The sequence below is a fragment of the Klebsiella pneumoniae complex sp. WS1778 genome (assembly GCF_049472055.1).
Lineage (GTDB): Bacteria > Pseudomonadota > Gammaproteobacteria > Enterobacterales > Enterobacteriaceae > Klebsiella > Klebsiella quasipneumoniae.
In genome coordinates, this window is the sequence record NZ_JBKGTJ010000003.1 from 67,588 (window position 1) to 82,413 (window position 14,826).

Annotated in this window: 19 protein-coding genes; 11 read left to right on the top strand and 8 right to left on the bottom strand. The window is 56.5% G+C overall.

Features of this window, described 5'->3' with window-relative positions; translation table 11 throughout:
* From lptA to ACLEXF_RS14805, 5 genes are read right to left on the bottom strand one after another with little or no spacing between them, the layout of a single operon-like run.
* Nucleotides 1-546 carry a lipopolysaccharide ABC transporter substrate-binding protein LptA gene (gene lptA / locus ACLEXF_RS14785; RefSeq protein ID WP_002918415.1) on the bottom strand — a complete coding sequence of 182 codons (546 nt, stop codon included), beginning with the start codon at nt 544-546 and terminating at the stop codon, nt 1-3.
* Nucleotides 515-1,090: an LPS export ABC transporter periplasmic protein LptC gene (gene lptC / locus ACLEXF_RS14790; protein ID WP_004206202.1), complete on the bottom strand. Its 576-nt coding sequence runs from the start codon at nt 1,088-1,090 to the stop codon at nt 515-517. Before lptC ends, lptA begins: the two co-directional genes overlap by 32 nt.
* Nucleotides 1,087-1,653: a 3-deoxy-manno-octulosonate-8-phosphatase KdsC gene (kdsC, locus tag ACLEXF_RS14795; RefSeq protein ID WP_023319211.1), complete on the bottom strand. Its 567-nt coding sequence runs from the start codon at nt 1,651-1,653 to the stop codon at nt 1,087-1,089. The genes lptC and kdsC overlap by 4 nt, the downstream gene beginning before the upstream one ends.
* 14 nt (nt 1,654-1,667) lie before the next feature.
* The gene (gene kdsD, locus ACLEXF_RS14800) at nt 1,668-2,672 is read right to left on the bottom strand and encodes an arabinose-5-phosphate isomerase KdsD (RefSeq protein ID WP_369707407.1); all 1,005 of its coding nucleotides are present in this window, start codon (nt 2,670-2,672) and stop codon (nt 1,668-1,670) included.
* Nucleotides 2,669-3,646 carry a calcium/sodium antiporter gene (locus ACLEXF_RS14805; protein ID WP_004206198.1) on the bottom strand — a complete coding sequence of 326 codons (978 nt, stop codon included), beginning with the start codon at nt 3,644-3,646 and terminating at the stop codon, nt 2,669-2,671. Before ACLEXF_RS14805 ends, kdsD begins: the two co-directional genes overlap by 4 nt.
* A 209-nt stretch (nt 3,647-3,855) precedes the next feature.
* On the opposite strand from ACLEXF_RS14805, the gene mlaF reads away from it, so the two are divergent.
* The 7 genes from mlaF (at nt 3,856) to murA (ending at nt 8,662) form a co-directional block, all read left to right on the top strand.
* Nucleotides 3,856-4,668 carry a phospholipid ABC transporter ATP-binding protein MlaF gene (gene mlaF, locus ACLEXF_RS14810; protein WP_407259576.1) on the top strand — a complete coding sequence of 271 codons (813 nt, stop codon included), beginning with the start codon at nt 3,856-3,858 and terminating at the stop codon, nt 4,666-4,668.
* A gap of 7 nt (nt 4,669-4,675) precedes the next feature.
* The gene (gene mlaE, locus ACLEXF_RS14815; protein WP_004150949.1) at nt 4,676-5,458 is read left to right on the top strand and encodes a lipid asymmetry maintenance ABC transporter permease subunit MlaE; all 783 of its coding nucleotides are present in this window, start codon (nt 4,676-4,678) and stop codon (nt 5,456-5,458) included.
* Between the two features lie 4 nt (nt 5,459-5,462).
* Nucleotides 5,463-6,014, top strand: a complete 552-nt coding sequence (gene mlaD / locus ACLEXF_RS14820) for an outer membrane lipid asymmetry maintenance protein MlaD (RefSeq protein ID WP_004206195.1) — start codon at nt 5,463-5,465, stop codon at nt 6,012-6,014.
* 18 nt (nt 6,015-6,032) lie between these two features.
* Nucleotides 6,033-6,668, top strand: a complete 636-nt coding sequence (gene mlaC / locus ACLEXF_RS14825) for a phospholipid-binding protein MlaC (RefSeq protein ID WP_004206194.1) — start codon at nt 6,033-6,035, stop codon at nt 6,666-6,668.
* A complete protein-coding gene (mlaB, locus tag ACLEXF_RS14830) occupies nt 6,668-6,958 on the top strand; it encodes a lipid asymmetry maintenance protein MlaB (protein ID WP_407259577.1) in 291 nt (96 codons plus the stop codon). Before mlaC ends, mlaB begins: the two co-directional genes overlap by 1 nt.
* A 136-nt stretch (nt 6,959-7,094) precedes the next feature.
* Nucleotides 7,095-7,349, top strand: coding sequence for a BolA family iron metabolism protein IbaG (gene ibaG, locus ACLEXF_RS14835; protein ID WP_004144910.1), 255 nt, complete (start codon nt 7,095-7,097; stop codon nt 7,347-7,349).
* A gap of 53 nt (nt 7,350-7,402) precedes the next feature.
* Nucleotides 7,403-8,662 carry a UDP-N-acetylglucosamine 1-carboxyvinyltransferase gene (gene murA / locus ACLEXF_RS14840; RefSeq protein ID WP_004206190.1) on the top strand — a complete coding sequence of 420 codons (1,260 nt, stop codon included), beginning with the start codon at nt 7,403-7,405 and terminating at the stop codon, nt 8,660-8,662.
* A gap of 54 nt (nt 8,663-8,716) precedes the next feature.
* On the opposite strand, the gene sfsB is transcribed toward murA, so the two are convergent.
* Both sfsB and ispB read right to left on the bottom strand, forming a co-directional pair.
* The gene (sfsB, locus tag ACLEXF_RS14845) at nt 8,717-8,989 is read right to left on the bottom strand and encodes a DNA-binding transcriptional regulator SfsB (RefSeq protein ID WP_004206189.1); all 273 of its coding nucleotides are present in this window, start codon (nt 8,987-8,989) and stop codon (nt 8,717-8,719) included.
* 196 nt (nt 8,990-9,185) lie between these two features.
* Nucleotides 9,186-10,157 (bottom strand): octaprenyl diphosphate synthase, encoded by a 972-nt coding sequence (gene ispB, locus ACLEXF_RS14850; RefSeq protein WP_004206188.1) that lies wholly within the window; start codon nt 10,155-10,157, stop codon nt 9,186-9,188.
* A gap of 260 nt (nt 10,158-10,417) precedes the next feature.
* On the opposite strand from ispB, the gene rplU reads away from it, so the two are divergent.
* The 4 genes from rplU to cgtA all read left to right on the top strand — a co-directional run bounded on the left by rplU (nt 10,418) and on the right by cgtA (nt 13,260).
* Nucleotides 10,418-10,729 carry a 50S ribosomal protein L21 gene (gene rplU, locus ACLEXF_RS14855; protein ID WP_002918379.1) on the top strand — a complete coding sequence of 104 codons (312 nt, stop codon included), beginning with the start codon at nt 10,418-10,420 and terminating at the stop codon, nt 10,727-10,729.
* 20 nt (nt 10,730-10,749) lie between these two features.
* Nucleotides 10,750-11,007 (top strand): 50S ribosomal protein L27, encoded by a 258-nt coding sequence (gene rpmA, locus ACLEXF_RS14860; RefSeq protein ID WP_002434222.1) that lies wholly within the window; start codon nt 10,750-10,752, stop codon nt 11,005-11,007.
* A gap of 93 nt (nt 11,008-11,100) precedes the next feature.
* Nucleotides 11,101-12,066 carry a DMT family transporter gene (locus ACLEXF_RS14865; RefSeq protein WP_004206187.1) on the top strand — a complete coding sequence of 322 codons (966 nt, stop codon included), beginning with the start codon at nt 11,101-11,103 and terminating at the stop codon, nt 12,064-12,066.
* Nucleotides 12,067-12,081: 15 nt separating this feature from the next.
* Nucleotides 12,082-13,260 (top strand): Obg family GTPase CgtA, encoded by a 1,179-nt coding sequence (gene cgtA, locus ACLEXF_RS14870; protein WP_004206186.1) that lies wholly within the window; start codon nt 12,082-12,084, stop codon nt 13,258-13,260.
* A 52-nt stretch (nt 13,261-13,312) separates the two neighbouring features.
* On the opposite strand, the gene dacB is transcribed toward cgtA, so the two are convergent.
* Nucleotides 13,313-14,746 carry a serine-type D-Ala-D-Ala carboxypeptidase gene (gene dacB, locus ACLEXF_RS14875; protein WP_004206185.1) on the bottom strand — a complete coding sequence of 478 codons (1,434 nt, stop codon included), beginning with the start codon at nt 14,744-14,746 and terminating at the stop codon, nt 13,313-13,315.
* Between the last annotated feature and the right edge of the window lie 80 nt (nt 14,747-14,826).

Sequence of the window (14,826 nt, forward strand, 5' to 3'; positions counted from 1 at the left end):
TTAGTTACTCTTCTTTTGCTGGTTGCCGCTTTTGTCCTGCAGCTCGGACGGCACCAGAACGGTGGTGACGCGTCGACCTTTGTCGCTGAAGGCCTGCATTTTTTGCTCTTTCACCAGATAGGTGATCTTGTCGCCCTTGATGTTGCTGTCGAGCTGTTCAAGGTACGCGTTGCCGGTCAGCACGACGTAATCGTTCTGCAGCTCATAGCGCATTTTCGACGCCCGGCCTTTTACCGGTTTGCCGTTATCCTGCATCTGGTAGAAGGTGGCCGGGTTACCGAAACCTTCGATCACCTCTTTGCCTTTTTCATTGCCCGGACGGGTGACCACCACTTTATCAGCGTTAATTTTGATCGTCCCCTGAGTCACGACCACGTTACCGGTGAAGGTGACGACATTGCCCTGCATATCCAGCGACTGCTGATCGGATTCGATATGGATCGGCTGATCGGTATCGCCCGTCTTGGCGAGGGCCGGCAGGCTGGCGGCCAGTAACGCGCCGGCGAGCGCAATCTTAAGGCTGAGTTTGTTTGTTCTGAATTTCATAAGAGGTTCTCACCTTTTCAATCAGCTCGGCATTTTTGCTGCGAAGGTTTCCACGCATTTTCAGGCCGCTGGAATTAAATGTGGTGCCGTATAACGTCACCATGTCATCAGAGGTAACGTCCTGCGTTACCAGATTTATCTGGGCGTTATCCGTCGTAATTTTGCGCAGTTGAGAGTCAGGCGCGAGCGCATTCACCTCAACGTGCCCGTAAAGATAGAGCATCCGGTCATTTGTCAGCTTCGCTTTATCTGCTCTGACTGACCAGGTCGGCACCTTATTGGTATCAAAGGTGGTCATCACTGGTTTGGTAAACCAAGAGACCTCCTGATCGGAAAAATACTCCACATGCTCGGCAATCAGCCGATAGCTCAGGGCGCCTTCCGGACTGTACACCACGGTGTCAGTGTGTTCGCTTTTATACGTCGGGTCGTTGGGATTGACCTCCTGCTGGGCCGTGTCGTCCGTATTCGCCAAATTCAGGCCGATGAGGATCAGCGCGAGCAGCGACAGTAAAATGATAACCCAACGTCTGGTTTTACTCATATTGATTGCCCTTTGGCCTCATCCAGCTTGCCCTGCGCCAATAGTAACAAATCGCAGACTTCGCGTACCGCGCCGCGTCCGCCATTAATCCGGGTGATGTAATCGGCGCGCGGCAGCAGCAGCGGATGCGCATCCGCGACGGCGACGCTAAGCCCCACTTCGGCCATCACCGGCCAGTCAATCAGATCGTCGCCGATGTAGGCGACTTCCTCTGGCCGCACGCCCAGTTTGTCAGTGAGATCGCGGAACGCCAGCAGCTTGTCCGACTGCCCCTGATACAAATGCGTGATGCCCAGCGTCTGACAGCGATCTTCTACCAGTTTAGCTTTTCGTCCGGTAATAATCGCCACTTCAATGCCAGAGGTCAGCGCGCAGCGGATACCATAGCCATCGCGGACGTTGAACGCTTTCAGCTCCTCGCCGTGATTACCCATATAGATAAGCCCGTCGGATAATACACCGTCGACATCAAGGATCAGTAAACGGATCTTAGCCGCGCGATCGAGAAACGTCTGGCTTACCGGCCCATAGCAGGTCGCTAACTGAGCATCAGCATTATTCATTATTTTTTCCTTACTTACACTACGCCCGCGCGCAGGAGATCGTGCATATGTACCACACCCAGCAGATGGTCGCCATCGGCAACCAGCACGCAGGTGATATGACGGGATTGCATCAGGTTTAGCGCATCCACCGCCAGGGTGCCGGGACGGATACGGATCCCTCCCCGGGTCATGACGTCGGCAATGCTGGCATCGCGCATATCAATGCCGGTGTCGAAGACCCGCCGCAGGTCACCGTCGGTAAAGATACCGATGATGTTCATGTCGTCATCGCAGATAGCGGTCATACCTAAATTTTTACGGGTGATTTCCAGCAGCGCATCGCGCAGGGTGGCCTGCAGGCCGACGTGCGGGATCTCATCACCGGTATGCATAATATCATTGACGCGCAGCAACAGCTTACGACCGAGTGCGCCACCCGGATGCGAGAGGGCGAAATCCTCAGCGGTAAAGCCGCGGGCTTCCAGCAGGGCGACGGCGAGGGCATCGCCCATCACCAGCGCGGCGGTGGTGCTGGAGGTGGGCGCCAGCCCTAACGGACAGGCCTCCTTCGGCACTTTCACGCACAGATGGATATCCGCCGCGCGCGCCATGCTGCTTTCAGGCCGGCTGGTGATGCAGATAAGCTTCACCTGCTGACGTTTCAGGACCGGGATCAGCGCGAGGATTTCGTTCGATTCGCCGGAGTTCGACAACGCAATCACCACGTCCTGCGGCGTAACCATGCCCAAATCGCCGTGCGCGGCTTCGCCTGGGTGGACAAAAAATGCCGACGTGCCGGTACTGGCGAAGGTTGCCGCCATTTTGCGGCCGATATGGCCGGATTTGCCCATCCCCATCACCACGACCTTCCCGCCGCAGCGGAAAATCGTTTCGCAGGCGCGGGTGAAATCGTCATTTATATACTGATCGAGCTGGGCCAGACCTTCACGTTCAATTTCCAGCACCTGACGGCCTGCCTGTTGAAAGTCAAAATCCGTGGGCAAATCTATTTGCGACATGATGTTATCCCGAGTCATTCAACGAAGAGCGGCGCTGTCCAGAACAGCATCGCCAACCAAACCACAAAACCGCCGACCAGCAGCGCGCCAACCAGTCGTCCCGGCTGCTGCTGGCGGCGCCAGCACAGCACGGCGAAGATCAGGCTGACCAGCAACATCACGCCATAGTCGCGGGTAAAGGCTTCCGCCGCAAAGGCTCCCGGCGCGATCAGCGCCGGCAAACCCAGCACCAGCGCAATATTGAGGATATTTGCGCCGATGATATTGCCGATGGCAATGTCATCTTCCCCTTTGCGCGCCCCGGCGATGGCGGTGGCCAGCTCCGGCAGGCTGGTGCCTATCGCCACTACCGTCAGGCCGACGGTCAGTTCACTGATGGCAAAATAGTTTGCCAGCACCGTACTGTTATCTACCACCATGCGGGTGGCCATCGGCATGACGATCATCGCCACCCCTAACCACAGCAGAGCGACCGGCAGCGACCCTTCACGCGGCAGTTCGGCCAGCTGTTCGCGGGTCAGGCTATCGCTTCCCTGGCGTTCCGCCAGACGGGCGATTTTGATGGTGAACAGCAGCCATAGCAGCGCCAGCGCCAGTAAAAACAGGCCGTCGAGACGGGACAGTTGACCATCATAGAGCACCAGCCCTGCCAGTACGCTGACCAGCAACATTAGCGGTAATTCGCGGCGCAGAATATCAGAATGCACGGTAAATGGCCTGAGTAAGGCAGCCAGACCGAGGATCAGGAGAATATTAGTAATGTTGGAGCCGAGCGCGGTGCCCACCGCCAGATCGGTCTGTCCATGCAGCGAGGCCGCGGTGGAAACCATGATCTCTGGCAGGCAAGTGCCAATACTCACCACCGTCATACCGATGATCAGCGGCGGGATCCCCAACATGCGACAGAGGATGGAGGCGGCATAGACCAGACGATCGGCACTGTAGACAACCAGCAATAAACCAATAATTAACAGAGCCGTCGCTAAGAGCATCTAAAGTCCTTTCTTCAGGTATAATCGTCGCCTCGCTGGGTTATCCCTACGCAGCGTAACGAATTCTTAATTTTGACTTTATGCGTGCCAAAAGTAAAACAAATGCCAGCTTTCGCTAACCTGTGCAGGTAAGATTCTGTAAAAATGTTGTGATTGTGGCGTAAGAAAGGGCGATGCTTGCCCATCAGGTGCTTAGTAAGGATGATTTTATGAGCCAAACTCAGGCGAATTTAGTTGAAGTGCGCGGTATCCGCTTTTCTCGCGGCGATCGCGTGATCTTCGACGACATCTCGCTGTCGGTGCCGCGCGGTAAAATTACTGCGATTATGGGACCTTCGGGGATCGGCAAGACTACCCTGTTACGCCTGATCGGCGGACAGATCCCGCCGGACTGGGGAGAGATCCTGTTCGATGGCGAGAACGTGCCGCAGATGACCCGTTCGCGTCTGTACACTGTGCGTAAGCGGATGAGCATGCTGTTCCAGTCCGGGGCGCTGTTCACCGACCTCAATGTCTTTGACAACGTCGCCTACCCGCTGCGCGAACATACGCATCTGCCGCCTGCGCTGCTGCATACGACGGTGATGATGAAGCTGGAGGCGGTAGGGCTGCGCGGTGCGGCGAAGTTAATGCCCTCTGAGCTTTCCGGCGGCATGGCGCGCCGCGCCGCCCTGGCGAGGGCCATTGCCCTGGAGCCGGATCTCATTATGTTCGACGAACCGTTCGTCGGGCAGGATCCCATCACCATGGGCGTGCTGGTGAAGCTGATTTCTGAACTCAACAGCACGCTGGGTGTCACCTGCATCGTGGTTTCGCACGATGTGCCTGAGGTGCTGAGCATTGCGGACTATGCGTATATCGTGGCGGATAAAAAGATTGTCGCCCACGGCAGTGCCCAGTCGCTACGTGAGAATGCTGACCCTCGGGTTCGTCAGTTCATTGATGGTATTGCCGACGGCCCGGTGCCGTTCCGTTATCCGGCTGGCGACTATCACCATGATTTATTAGGCATAGGGAGTTGAGCGACTGATGCTGTTTAATGCGCTGGCCGCGCTAGGCCATCGCGGTATTAAAACCACCGCGACCTTTGGACGCGCCGGATTAATGCTGTTCAACGCCGTTGTCGGCAAGCCAGAGTTTCGCAAGCACGCGCCGCTGCTGGTTCGTCAGCTCTACAACGTCGGCGTTCTGTCGATGCTGATTATCATTGTATCGGGCCTGTTTATCGGTATGGTGCTCGGGCTGCAGGGGTATCTGGTCTTAACCACCTACAGCGCAGAGACCAGTCTTGGCATGCTGGTGGCGCTGTCGCTGCTGCGCGAGCTGGGGCCGGTGGTCGCCGCGCTGCTGTTTGCCGGTCGCGCCGGGTCGGCGCTGACCGCCGAGATTGGCCTGATGCGGGCCACGGAACAGCTCTCCAGTATGGAGATGATGGCGGTGGATCCGCTGCGCCGCGTCATTTCTCCCCGTTTCTGGGCCGGCGTCATTTCGCTGCCGCTGCTGACGATTATCTTCGTTGCGGTGGGGATCTGGGGTGGAGCGCTGGTGGGCGTGAGCTGGAAAGGCATTGATGGTGGTTTTTTCTGGACCGCGATGCAAAATGCCGTCGACTGGCGAATGGATCTGGTGAACTGCCTGATTAAGAGCCTGGTATTCGCCATTACGGTAACCTGGATTGCGTTATTCAATGGTTATGACGCTATCCCCACTTCCGCCGGGATTAGCCGGGCGACTACGCGCACCGTGGTGCATGCGTCGCTGGCGGTTCTGGGGCTGGATTTTGTGCTGACTGCGCTGATGTTTGGGAATTGAGTTCATGCAAACGAAAAAAAATGAAATCTGGGTAGGGGTGTTCTTACTGGTGGCGCTGCTGGCGGCGCTGTTTGTCTGCCTGAAGGCGGCGAACGTCACCTCGCTACGTACTGAGCCGACTTACCGTCTTTACGCGACCTTCGATAATATCGGCGGCCTGAAAGCACGCTCGCCGGTGCGCATCGGCGGTGTGGTTGTTGGCCGCGTGGCGGACATCACCCTCGACCCGAAAACCTATCTGCCGCGCGTGGAGCTCGATATCGATGAGCGCTACAACCATATCCCGGATACCAGTTCGCTGGCGATCCGCACCTCTGGCCTGCTGGGCGAGCAGTATCTGGCGCTGAACGTCGGTTTTGAAGACCCGGACCTCGGGACGACTATTCTTAAAGACGGCGGTACTATCCAGGACACCAAGTCCGCTATGGTGCTGGAAGATCTGATTGGTCAGTTCCTTTATAACAGTAAGGGCGGCGACAATCAGAATTCTGGCAATGATAAGGCCGAGGCAGAAGGTCATACTGACGCGACGCCGGCAGCCGGCACGACGCATTAATTTCAGGAGAAACACGATATGTTTAAACGCTTACTCATGGTCGCCATGCTGGTGATTGCCCCGCTGACCGCCGCCCAGGCGGCAGACCAGTCCAATCCGTATAAGCTGATGAATGAAGCGGCGCAGAAAACCTTCGATCGCCTGAAGAATGAACAGCCGAAGATCAAGGCCAACCCTAACTATCTGCGCGACATCGTCGACCAGGAGCTTCTGCCTTATGTGCAGGTGAAGTATGCCGGCGCGCTGGTGCTGGGCCGCTATTACAAAGAAGCTACCCCGGCGCAGCGTGAAGCTTATTTTGCCGCCTTCCGTGAATACCTGAAGCAGGCCTATGGCCAGGCGTTGGCAATGTACCATGGTCAGACCTATCAGATTGCCCCGGAACAGCCGCTGGGCAGCGCGACCATCATTCCGATCCGCGTCACTATCATCGACCCGAACGGCCGTCCGCCGGTACGTCTCGACTTCCAGTGGCGTAAAAATACCCAGACCGGCAACTGGCAGGCCTACGATATGATTGCGGAAGGGGTCAGCATGATCACCACCAAACAAAACGAGTGGAGCGACCTGCTGCGTACCAAGGGCGTTGATGGCCTGACCGCGCAGCTCAAAGCGATCTCCGCTCAGCCGATCACCCTGGAACAGAAAAAATAATGAGCGGGCAGCTGAGCTGGACTCGTGATGGCGAGACGCTGGCGCTGCACGGAGAGCTGGACCAGGATCTGCTGGTCCCGCTCTGGGAGGCACGCGCCCAGGCGACAGCGGGGACAGCGATCATCGATCTCAGTCAGACCACGCGCGTGGACACGGCGGGCCTGGCGCTGTTAGTACATTTTGTGGCGCTGATTCGCCGCCAGGGCCGGGAAGCGCAGCTGATCGGCAAGAGCGGAAATCTGCAAACGCTGGTCGGTCTTTACAACCTGCCTGTCGATATGATCCCATAATCTTTTCAGTGTCTTAGCGCTGAAGCTATTCCGAAAGCCCCGGCAATCTTTTCGCCGGGGCTTTTTGCTTGTTTAAGACCGCGCCACTTTCCTCTAAGATGTTGGGCTGTTTTCACTATCAGATAAATTTGAGCCCATGGAAAATCATGAAATTCAGACCGTGCTGATGAACGCACTCCCCCTCCAGGAAGTCCACGTCTCTGGCGATGGCAGCCACTTTCAGGTTATTGCTGTGGGTGAGATGTTCGATGGCATGAGTCGGGTTAAAAAGCAGCAGAGCGTCTACGCGCCGCTGATGGAATATATTGCTGACAACCGCATCCATGCGCTGTCGATCAAGGCCTTTACTCCGCAGGAGTGGGCGCGAGACCGCAAACTAAATGGCTTCTAAGCTGTGGGGGATCCCCTGCAGCGTATGTGAATTTTTAATAGAGAACAGAATCAATGGATAAATTCCGTGTTCAGGGGCCGACTCGCCTTCAGGGCGAAGTCACCATCTCCGGTGCAAAAAACGCCGCCCTGCCAATCCTCTTTTCCGCGCTGCTTGCCGAAGAGCCGGTAGAGATCCAGAACGTACCTAAGCTGAAAGACATCGATACCACCATGAAGCTGCTGAGTCAGCTGGGCGCGAAGGTAGAGCGCAATGGTTCGGTGTGGATTGACGCCGGCCCGGTCGATGTATTCTGTGCTCCGTACGATCTGGTGAAAACCATGCGCGCCTCTATCTGGGCGCTGGGCCCGCTGGTGGCGCGTTTCGGTCAGGGACAAGTCTCTCTGCCTGGCGGCTGCGCCATCGGCGCGCGTCCGGTCGATCTGCATATTAGCGGCCTGGAACAGCTGGGCGCCGAGATCAAACTGGAAGAAGGTTATGTAAAAGCTTCGGTCAATGGTCGTCTGAAAGGCGCGCATATCGTGATGGATAAAGTGAGCGTCGGCGCCACCGTCACTATCATGAGCGCAGCGACCCTCGCCGAGGGGACGACGATTATCGAAAACGCCGCTCGCGAGCCGGAGATCGTCGATACCGCGAACTTCCTTAACGCGCTGGGCGCAAAAATCAGCGGCCAGGGTACCGATCGCATCACCATCGAAGGCGTGCAGCGTCTGGGCGGCGGCGTTTACCGTGTGCTGCCGGACCGTATTGAAACCGGGACCTTCCTGGTGGCCGCAGCCATTTCCGGCGGCAAGATCCTCTGCCGTAACGCGCAACCAGATACCCTCGATGCCGTACTGGCAAAGCTGCGCGACGCCGGAGCGGACATCGAAACGGGCGAAGACTGGATCAGCCTTGATATGCACGGCAACCGTCCGAAAGCGGTTAACGTGCGTACCGCGCCGCATCCGGGCTTCCCGACCGATATGCAGGCCCAGTTCACGCTGCTCAACCTGGTCGCGGAAGGGACCGGCGTGATCACCGAAACGATCTTTGAAAACCGCTTTATGCACATTCCGGAACTGATCCGTATGGGTGCTCACGCGGAGATCGAGAGCAATACCGCGATCTGTCATGGCGTGAAGCAGCTTTCGGGCGCGCAGGTGATGGCGACCGATTTGCGTGCTTCGGCGAGCCTCGTGCTGGCAGGTTGTATCGCTGAGGGAACCACCATCGTCGATCGCATCTATCATATCGATCGTGGCTATGAGCGTATTGAAGATAAACTGCAGGCGCTGGGTGCCAATATTCAGCGCGTGAAAGGCGAGTAATCGCGTCCTGACAGGGCCCGGGTGTCTCTCCCGGGTCCTTGTCGCATAATCACATCACTTGTCCATCTTCTTCTGACGCATCATCTGCGTTCTGTCGATAAACTCATGCGTTACCGGATCATGGTAGCGTGACGGCCAGATGACCCATGGCTGTGTATCCAGCGCCGTGGCGATGATTAATTCGCCTTTCGGCCAGGGGCGGGTCAGGGCGTTCGCCAGCGTTGAAGAACTCAGACCGTGCCGTCGCGACTCTGCCGCCAGCGATGTTCCCCGTTTACGTAATCCAGCAACAATATCTGCGGGATGCCAGTCGATGAACTTATCCATAAATTCTCCTGGTGATAAAGATCCTGAACGGCCCATATGGGCGACGGAGACACTATACCCGCGCACCAGGTAAGGTTCTAACAAGTTCTGTTAAAGCGTCGGAATATTCAGAATGTATCAAGATATCCGGAAATTTACGGTAGGGAATGGGTTTTTACTGGAACTTTCCCGCGCATTGCGCGGGAAGGAGAGGGGATTAATGATCGCGCTGAACCGCGATATGCGCCAGCCCGATCAAGGCTTCACGCCAGGGGGTGTCCGGGAGAATCTGCAGCGCGGCAATCGCTTTGTCAGCTTCTTCTTCAGCACGTTTCTGCGTCCACTCCAGCGAACCGCAGGCAGCCATCGTTTCCAGGACGGCATCCAGCAGATGGCGGCCGTTGCCCTGCTCGATAGCCCCGCGGATCATCGCCGATTGATCGGCGGTACCATGGTGCATGGCGTGCAGCAGCGGTAGCGTCGGTTTGCCTTCGTTGAGGTCGTCACCGACGTTTTTACCGAGCCGCTCTCCGTCGGAGCTGTAATCGAGTAAATCGTCGATCAGCTGGAAAGCGGTGCCGAGATAGCGGCCATAATCCTGTAACGCGCGCTCTTCTTCGGCAGTGCAGTCGGCCAACAGTCCCGCACACTGCGAGGCTGCCTCAAACAGACGCGCCGTCTTGCTGTAGATGACGCGCATGTAGTTCTCTTCCGTGATATCCGGGTCATTGACGTTCATCAGCTGCAGCACTTCGCCTTCGGCAATGACGTTCACCGCTTCCGACATGACCTCGAGGATCTTCAGCGAGCCCAGCTGGGTCATCATCTGAAAGGCGCGGGTATAGATAAAATCGCCGACCAGCACGCTGGCGGCATTGCCAAACGCCGCATTTGCCGTGGCTTTGCCGCGACGCATATCAGACTCATCGACGACGTCGTCATGCAGCAGGGTGGCGGTATGAATAAATTCAATCAGCGCAGCAATGGTGACATGCGCGCTCCCCTGATAACCCACCGCGCGCGCGGCGAGCACAGCAATCATCGGGCGAATGCGTTTGCCGCCGCCGCTGACGATGTAATAGCCTAACTGATTGATAAGCTGAACATCGGAGTTGAGTTGCTCAAGAATCGTCGCATTGACACCCGCCATATCTTGCGCGGTTAACTCATTGATTTTTTCTAAATTCATCGCAAAAGCCGGGCCAAATGTCCTGTTACCATGAATCCAGGTGGGATCACAGAAGGATTAAGACAGAATTAAAAGAAGATATGATTGTACTGAAAAATTGCCGTAGATAAACGTTGTCGTGAAAGTTGTGTTTTTTTTCTGCATTGATCGCTAATCGCTCTTGTCAAAGGCTCGCGTTTTGCGTAATATTCGCGCCCTATTGTGAATATTTATAGCGCACTCTGAATCACACGAAGAGGTGCGCGGAAGCGGAGTTTTATATGTACGCGGTTTTCCAAAGTGGTGGTAAACAACACCGAGTAAGCGAAGGTCAGACCGTTCGCCTGGAAAAGCTGGACATCGCAACTGGCGAAGCTGTTGAGTTCGCTGAAGTGCTGATGATCGCAAACGGTGAAGAAATCAAGATCGGCGTTCCTTTCGTTGAGGGCGGCGTAATCAAAGCTGAAGTTGTTGCTCACGGTCGTGGCGAGAAAGTTAAAATCGTTAAGTTTCGTCGTCGTAAACACTATCGTAAGCAGCAGGGCCATCGTCAGTGGTTCACTGATGTGAAAATCACTGGCATCAGCGCCTAAGACCTGAGGAGTAGATTTAAATGGCACATAAAAAGGCTGGCGGCTCGACTCGTAACGGTCGCGATTCAGAAGCTAAACGTCTGGGCGTAAAACGTTTCGGCGGTGAAGCAGTTCTGGCAGGTAGCATCATCGTTCGTCAACGTGGTACCAAATTCCACGCTGGCACCAACGTTGGTTGCGGCCGTGACCACACTCTGTTCGCTTTGACTGACGGTAAAGTCAAGTTCGAAGTTAAAGGCCCGAAAAACCGTAAATTCATCAGCATCGTTGCTGAATAAGTTTTTCGCGTCCCGGTAACGGATGAAAGCCCCGCAACACGTTGCGGGGCTTTTTACATTCGTCTACCGGAAAATTTTTGCAGGGAAACAGGCATGAAGCAGCAGGCTGGGATTGGCATTATTCTGGCGCTTACCACCGCGATGTGTTGGGGAGCGTTGCCGATTGCAATGAAGCAGGTTCTTGAGGTGATGGCGCCGCCAACGGTGGTGTTTTATCGCTTCCTGATGGCCAGTATTGGCCTTGGCGCGATCCTCGCGATCAAAGGCAAACTGCCGCCGCTGCGGATTTTTCGCAAGCCGCGCTGGCTGGTCTTATTAGCGATTGCCACCGGCGGTCTGTTCGGTAACTTCATTCTGTTCAGTTCTTCCCTGCAGTATCTCAGCCCCACGGCTTCTCAGGTCATCGGCCAGCTATCGCCGGTGGGCATGATGGTGGCTAGCGTCGTGATTCTGAAAGAGCGCATGCGCGGCACCCAGGTGGTGGGCGCGTTGATGCTGCTCAGCGGGCTGGTGATGTTCTTCAACACCAGCCTGATTGAAATCTTTACCCGCCTGACGGACTACACGTGGGGGGTAATTTTCGGCGTTGCTGCCGCCACGGTGTGGGTAAGCTACGGCGTCGCGCAAAAGGTGTTATTGCGCCGTCTGGCATCGCAGCAGATACTATTTTTGCTGTACACTTTATGTACGATTGCATTACTGCCGCTCGCTGAGCCTGGGGTGATATCCCGGTTAAGCAGCTGGCAACTGGCATGCCTGATTTTTTGCGGGTTAAATACCCTGGTCGGCTACGGCGCGCTGGCGGAAGCCATGGCGCGCTGGCAGGCGGCGCAGGTCAGCGCGTTAATCACCTTGACGCCACTGTTTACGCTACTGTTTTCTGATTTATTATCAATGGCCTGGCCCGATGTTTTCGCCAGACCGATGTTAAACCTGATTGGTTATCTCGGTGCGTTTGTCGTGGTTGCGGGCGCGATGTATTCCGCCATCGGTCATCGTCTTTGGGGACGTTGGCGTAAGCGAGAGGCGGTAGTACCGCTGCCCCGCTCAGGCGAATGATTTACGGAGAGTAAAATGAAGTTTGTAGATGAAGCAACGATCCTGGTCGTAGCAGGTGACGGCGGCAATGGTTGCGTAAGCTTCCGCCGCGAGAAATATATTCCGAAAGGCGGCCCGGACGGCGGCGATGGCGGTGACGGCGGCGATGTCTGGCTGGAAGCGGACGAGAACCTGAATACCCTGATCGACTACCGTTTTGAAAAATCTTTCCGCGCCGAACGCGGGCAGAATGGCCAGAGCCGCGACTGTACCGGTAAGCGTGGTAAAGACGTGACGGTAAAAGTGCCGGTCGGGACCCGGGTTATCGACCAGGGCACCGGCGAGACCATGGGCGATATGACCAAACACGGTCAGCGTCTGATGGTGGCGAAGGGCGGCTGGCACGGTCTGGGCAACACCCGTTTTAAATCATCCGTTAACCGTACCCCGCGTCAGAAGACCATGGGTACGCCGGGTGATAAGCGCGACCTGCAGCTGGAGCTGATGCTGCTGGCGGACGTCGGAATGCTGGGGATGCCGAACGCCGGTAAATCCACCTTCATCCGTGCGGTCTCCGCCGCCAAGCCAAAAGTGGCTGACTATCCGTTTACCACCCTGGTACCAAGCCTGGGCGTGGTGCGTATGGACAACGAGAAGAGCTTTGTGGTCGCCGATATCCCGGGGCTGATTGAAGGCGCAGCGGAAGGCGCAGGCCTCGGTATCCGCTTCCTCAAGCACCTTGAGCGCTGCCGCGTATTGCTGCACTTGATCGACATCGAGCCTATCGACGGTTCCGATCCGGTTGAGAACGCGCGCATCATCATCGGCGAACTGGAGAAATACAGCGAGAAGCTGGCCTCCAAACCGCGCTGGTTAGTCTTTAACAAGATTGACCTGATGGACAAAGCGGAAGCCGAAGCTAAAGCGAAGGCGATTGCTGAAGCGCTTGGTTGGGAAGAGAAATTCTACCTGATCTCCGCCGCCAGCCAGCAGGGCGTGAAAGATCTGTGCTGGGACGTGATGACCTTCATCATCGAAAACCCCATCGTGCAGGCGGAAGAAGAGCAGAAGCCGGAGAAAGTCGAGTTTATGTGGGACGACTATCACCGTCAGCAGCTTGAAGAGGCCGAAGCCGAAGTGGAAGATGACGAAGACTGGGATGACGACTGGGACGAAGACGACGAAGAAGGCGTCGAATTCATCTACAAACGCTAATCCTGACTTCTTTGGATCAAAAAGGGCCGCATCTGATGCGGCCCTTTTGTTTTTAGTTGTTCTGGTACAGATCCTTATAAAGCCGGCTTTCAAAGCGCACCAACGGTATGCGGCGATTACGCTGATCGGCTGGCTCCACGGCGTAGCCGGAGAGGTATTGCACGAAGGCCACCTTTTGCCCGCTGGCGGTAGTGATGAAGCCCGCAAGGTTATAAACCCCCTGCAGTGACCCAGTTTTCGCCGAGACTTTGCCATCGACGCCCGCCTGATGGAGGCCGGCGCGATACTGCAGCGAGCCGTCATGGCCCGCCAGCGGCAGCATAGAGATGAAGTTGAGCTCGGTGTCGTGCTGGGCGATATACTGCAACACCTGCATCATGGTCGCCGGGGCGATCAGGTTGTGGCGCGACAGGCCAGAGCCGTCGGCGATGATGGTGTTGCCAAGATCAACACCAGCCTGTTGACGCAGGATCTGACGTACGGCATCGGATCCTGCCCGCCAGGTCCCTGGTACGCCGAACCGGGCATGACCGATGGTACGAAAAACGGTATCCGCAATCATGTTGTCGGATTTCTTCAGCATGATCCGCAGCAGATCGTGCAGCGGCGCCGACTGGGTGGTGGCTAATACCGTACCGGGCTCATTGGCCAGTGTCTGACGCAGCAGCGTGCCGCTATAGGCGATCCCCGCCTGCTTCAGCTCCGCTTTAAGGATCGCCCCGGCATAGCTGGCACCATCCTGTATCGCAAAGGCCAGCGGCAGCGGTTCGCTACGCTGCGGCAGGCAGCCGGTGAGGGTATAGCGGTTGAGGTCGCCCGGCACCACGTCCAGTTCGCAATACTGGGCTTCCGATGAGCCGCGCGCCAGGGTGCGAACCTGACTGAACATGGTGACCGGATAATAGGAGGCGACGCGAATGAAGGCGAGATCGCCCGGCTTCTGCGCGCTATACAGCGAGACCGAGAAGCAGTTGCGGTCGACAATCGCCGCCGCAGGCGGAGCGCTGAAGCATTGCGTCATGTCGTTCCACGGCCACCCCGGCGCTTTATCATGGCTGGCGAAGACCGAGGTATCGATAAGCACATTGCCGTCGATACGCTGCACGCCAGCTTTTTTTAGCGTCGCCACCATGTTGCGAATATCCTGCCGCTTCAGCGTTGGGTCGCCGCCGAAGCGGGCGATCAGATCGCCTTTCAGCACGCCGCCGTCCAGTGAGCCTTTGGTTTCCAGCGTGGTGGTGAAGCGAAAATCGGGCCCCAGTTGCAGCAGCGCCGCCAGCGCGGTGATGACCTTTTGCGTACTGGCTGGAAGTGCCATTTGCTGGCTGTGATAGTCGATTTCCGGCGTCGACGCGCCGACCTTTTGCGCCATAAAGGCAAGGTTCGCACCGGCGGGAAGCTGGGTGATGTACTCGTCAATATTCGCCGCCTGAGCGCTAAGCGCTATACCGGCAGTCAATCCGATGATAAATCTGGGAAATCGCATAATCTCGCGCTAACAACCTGAAGCCAGGCCGTCATACTACGGTGCAACGCCCAGTAAAGTAAACGATGACCCATAATGAA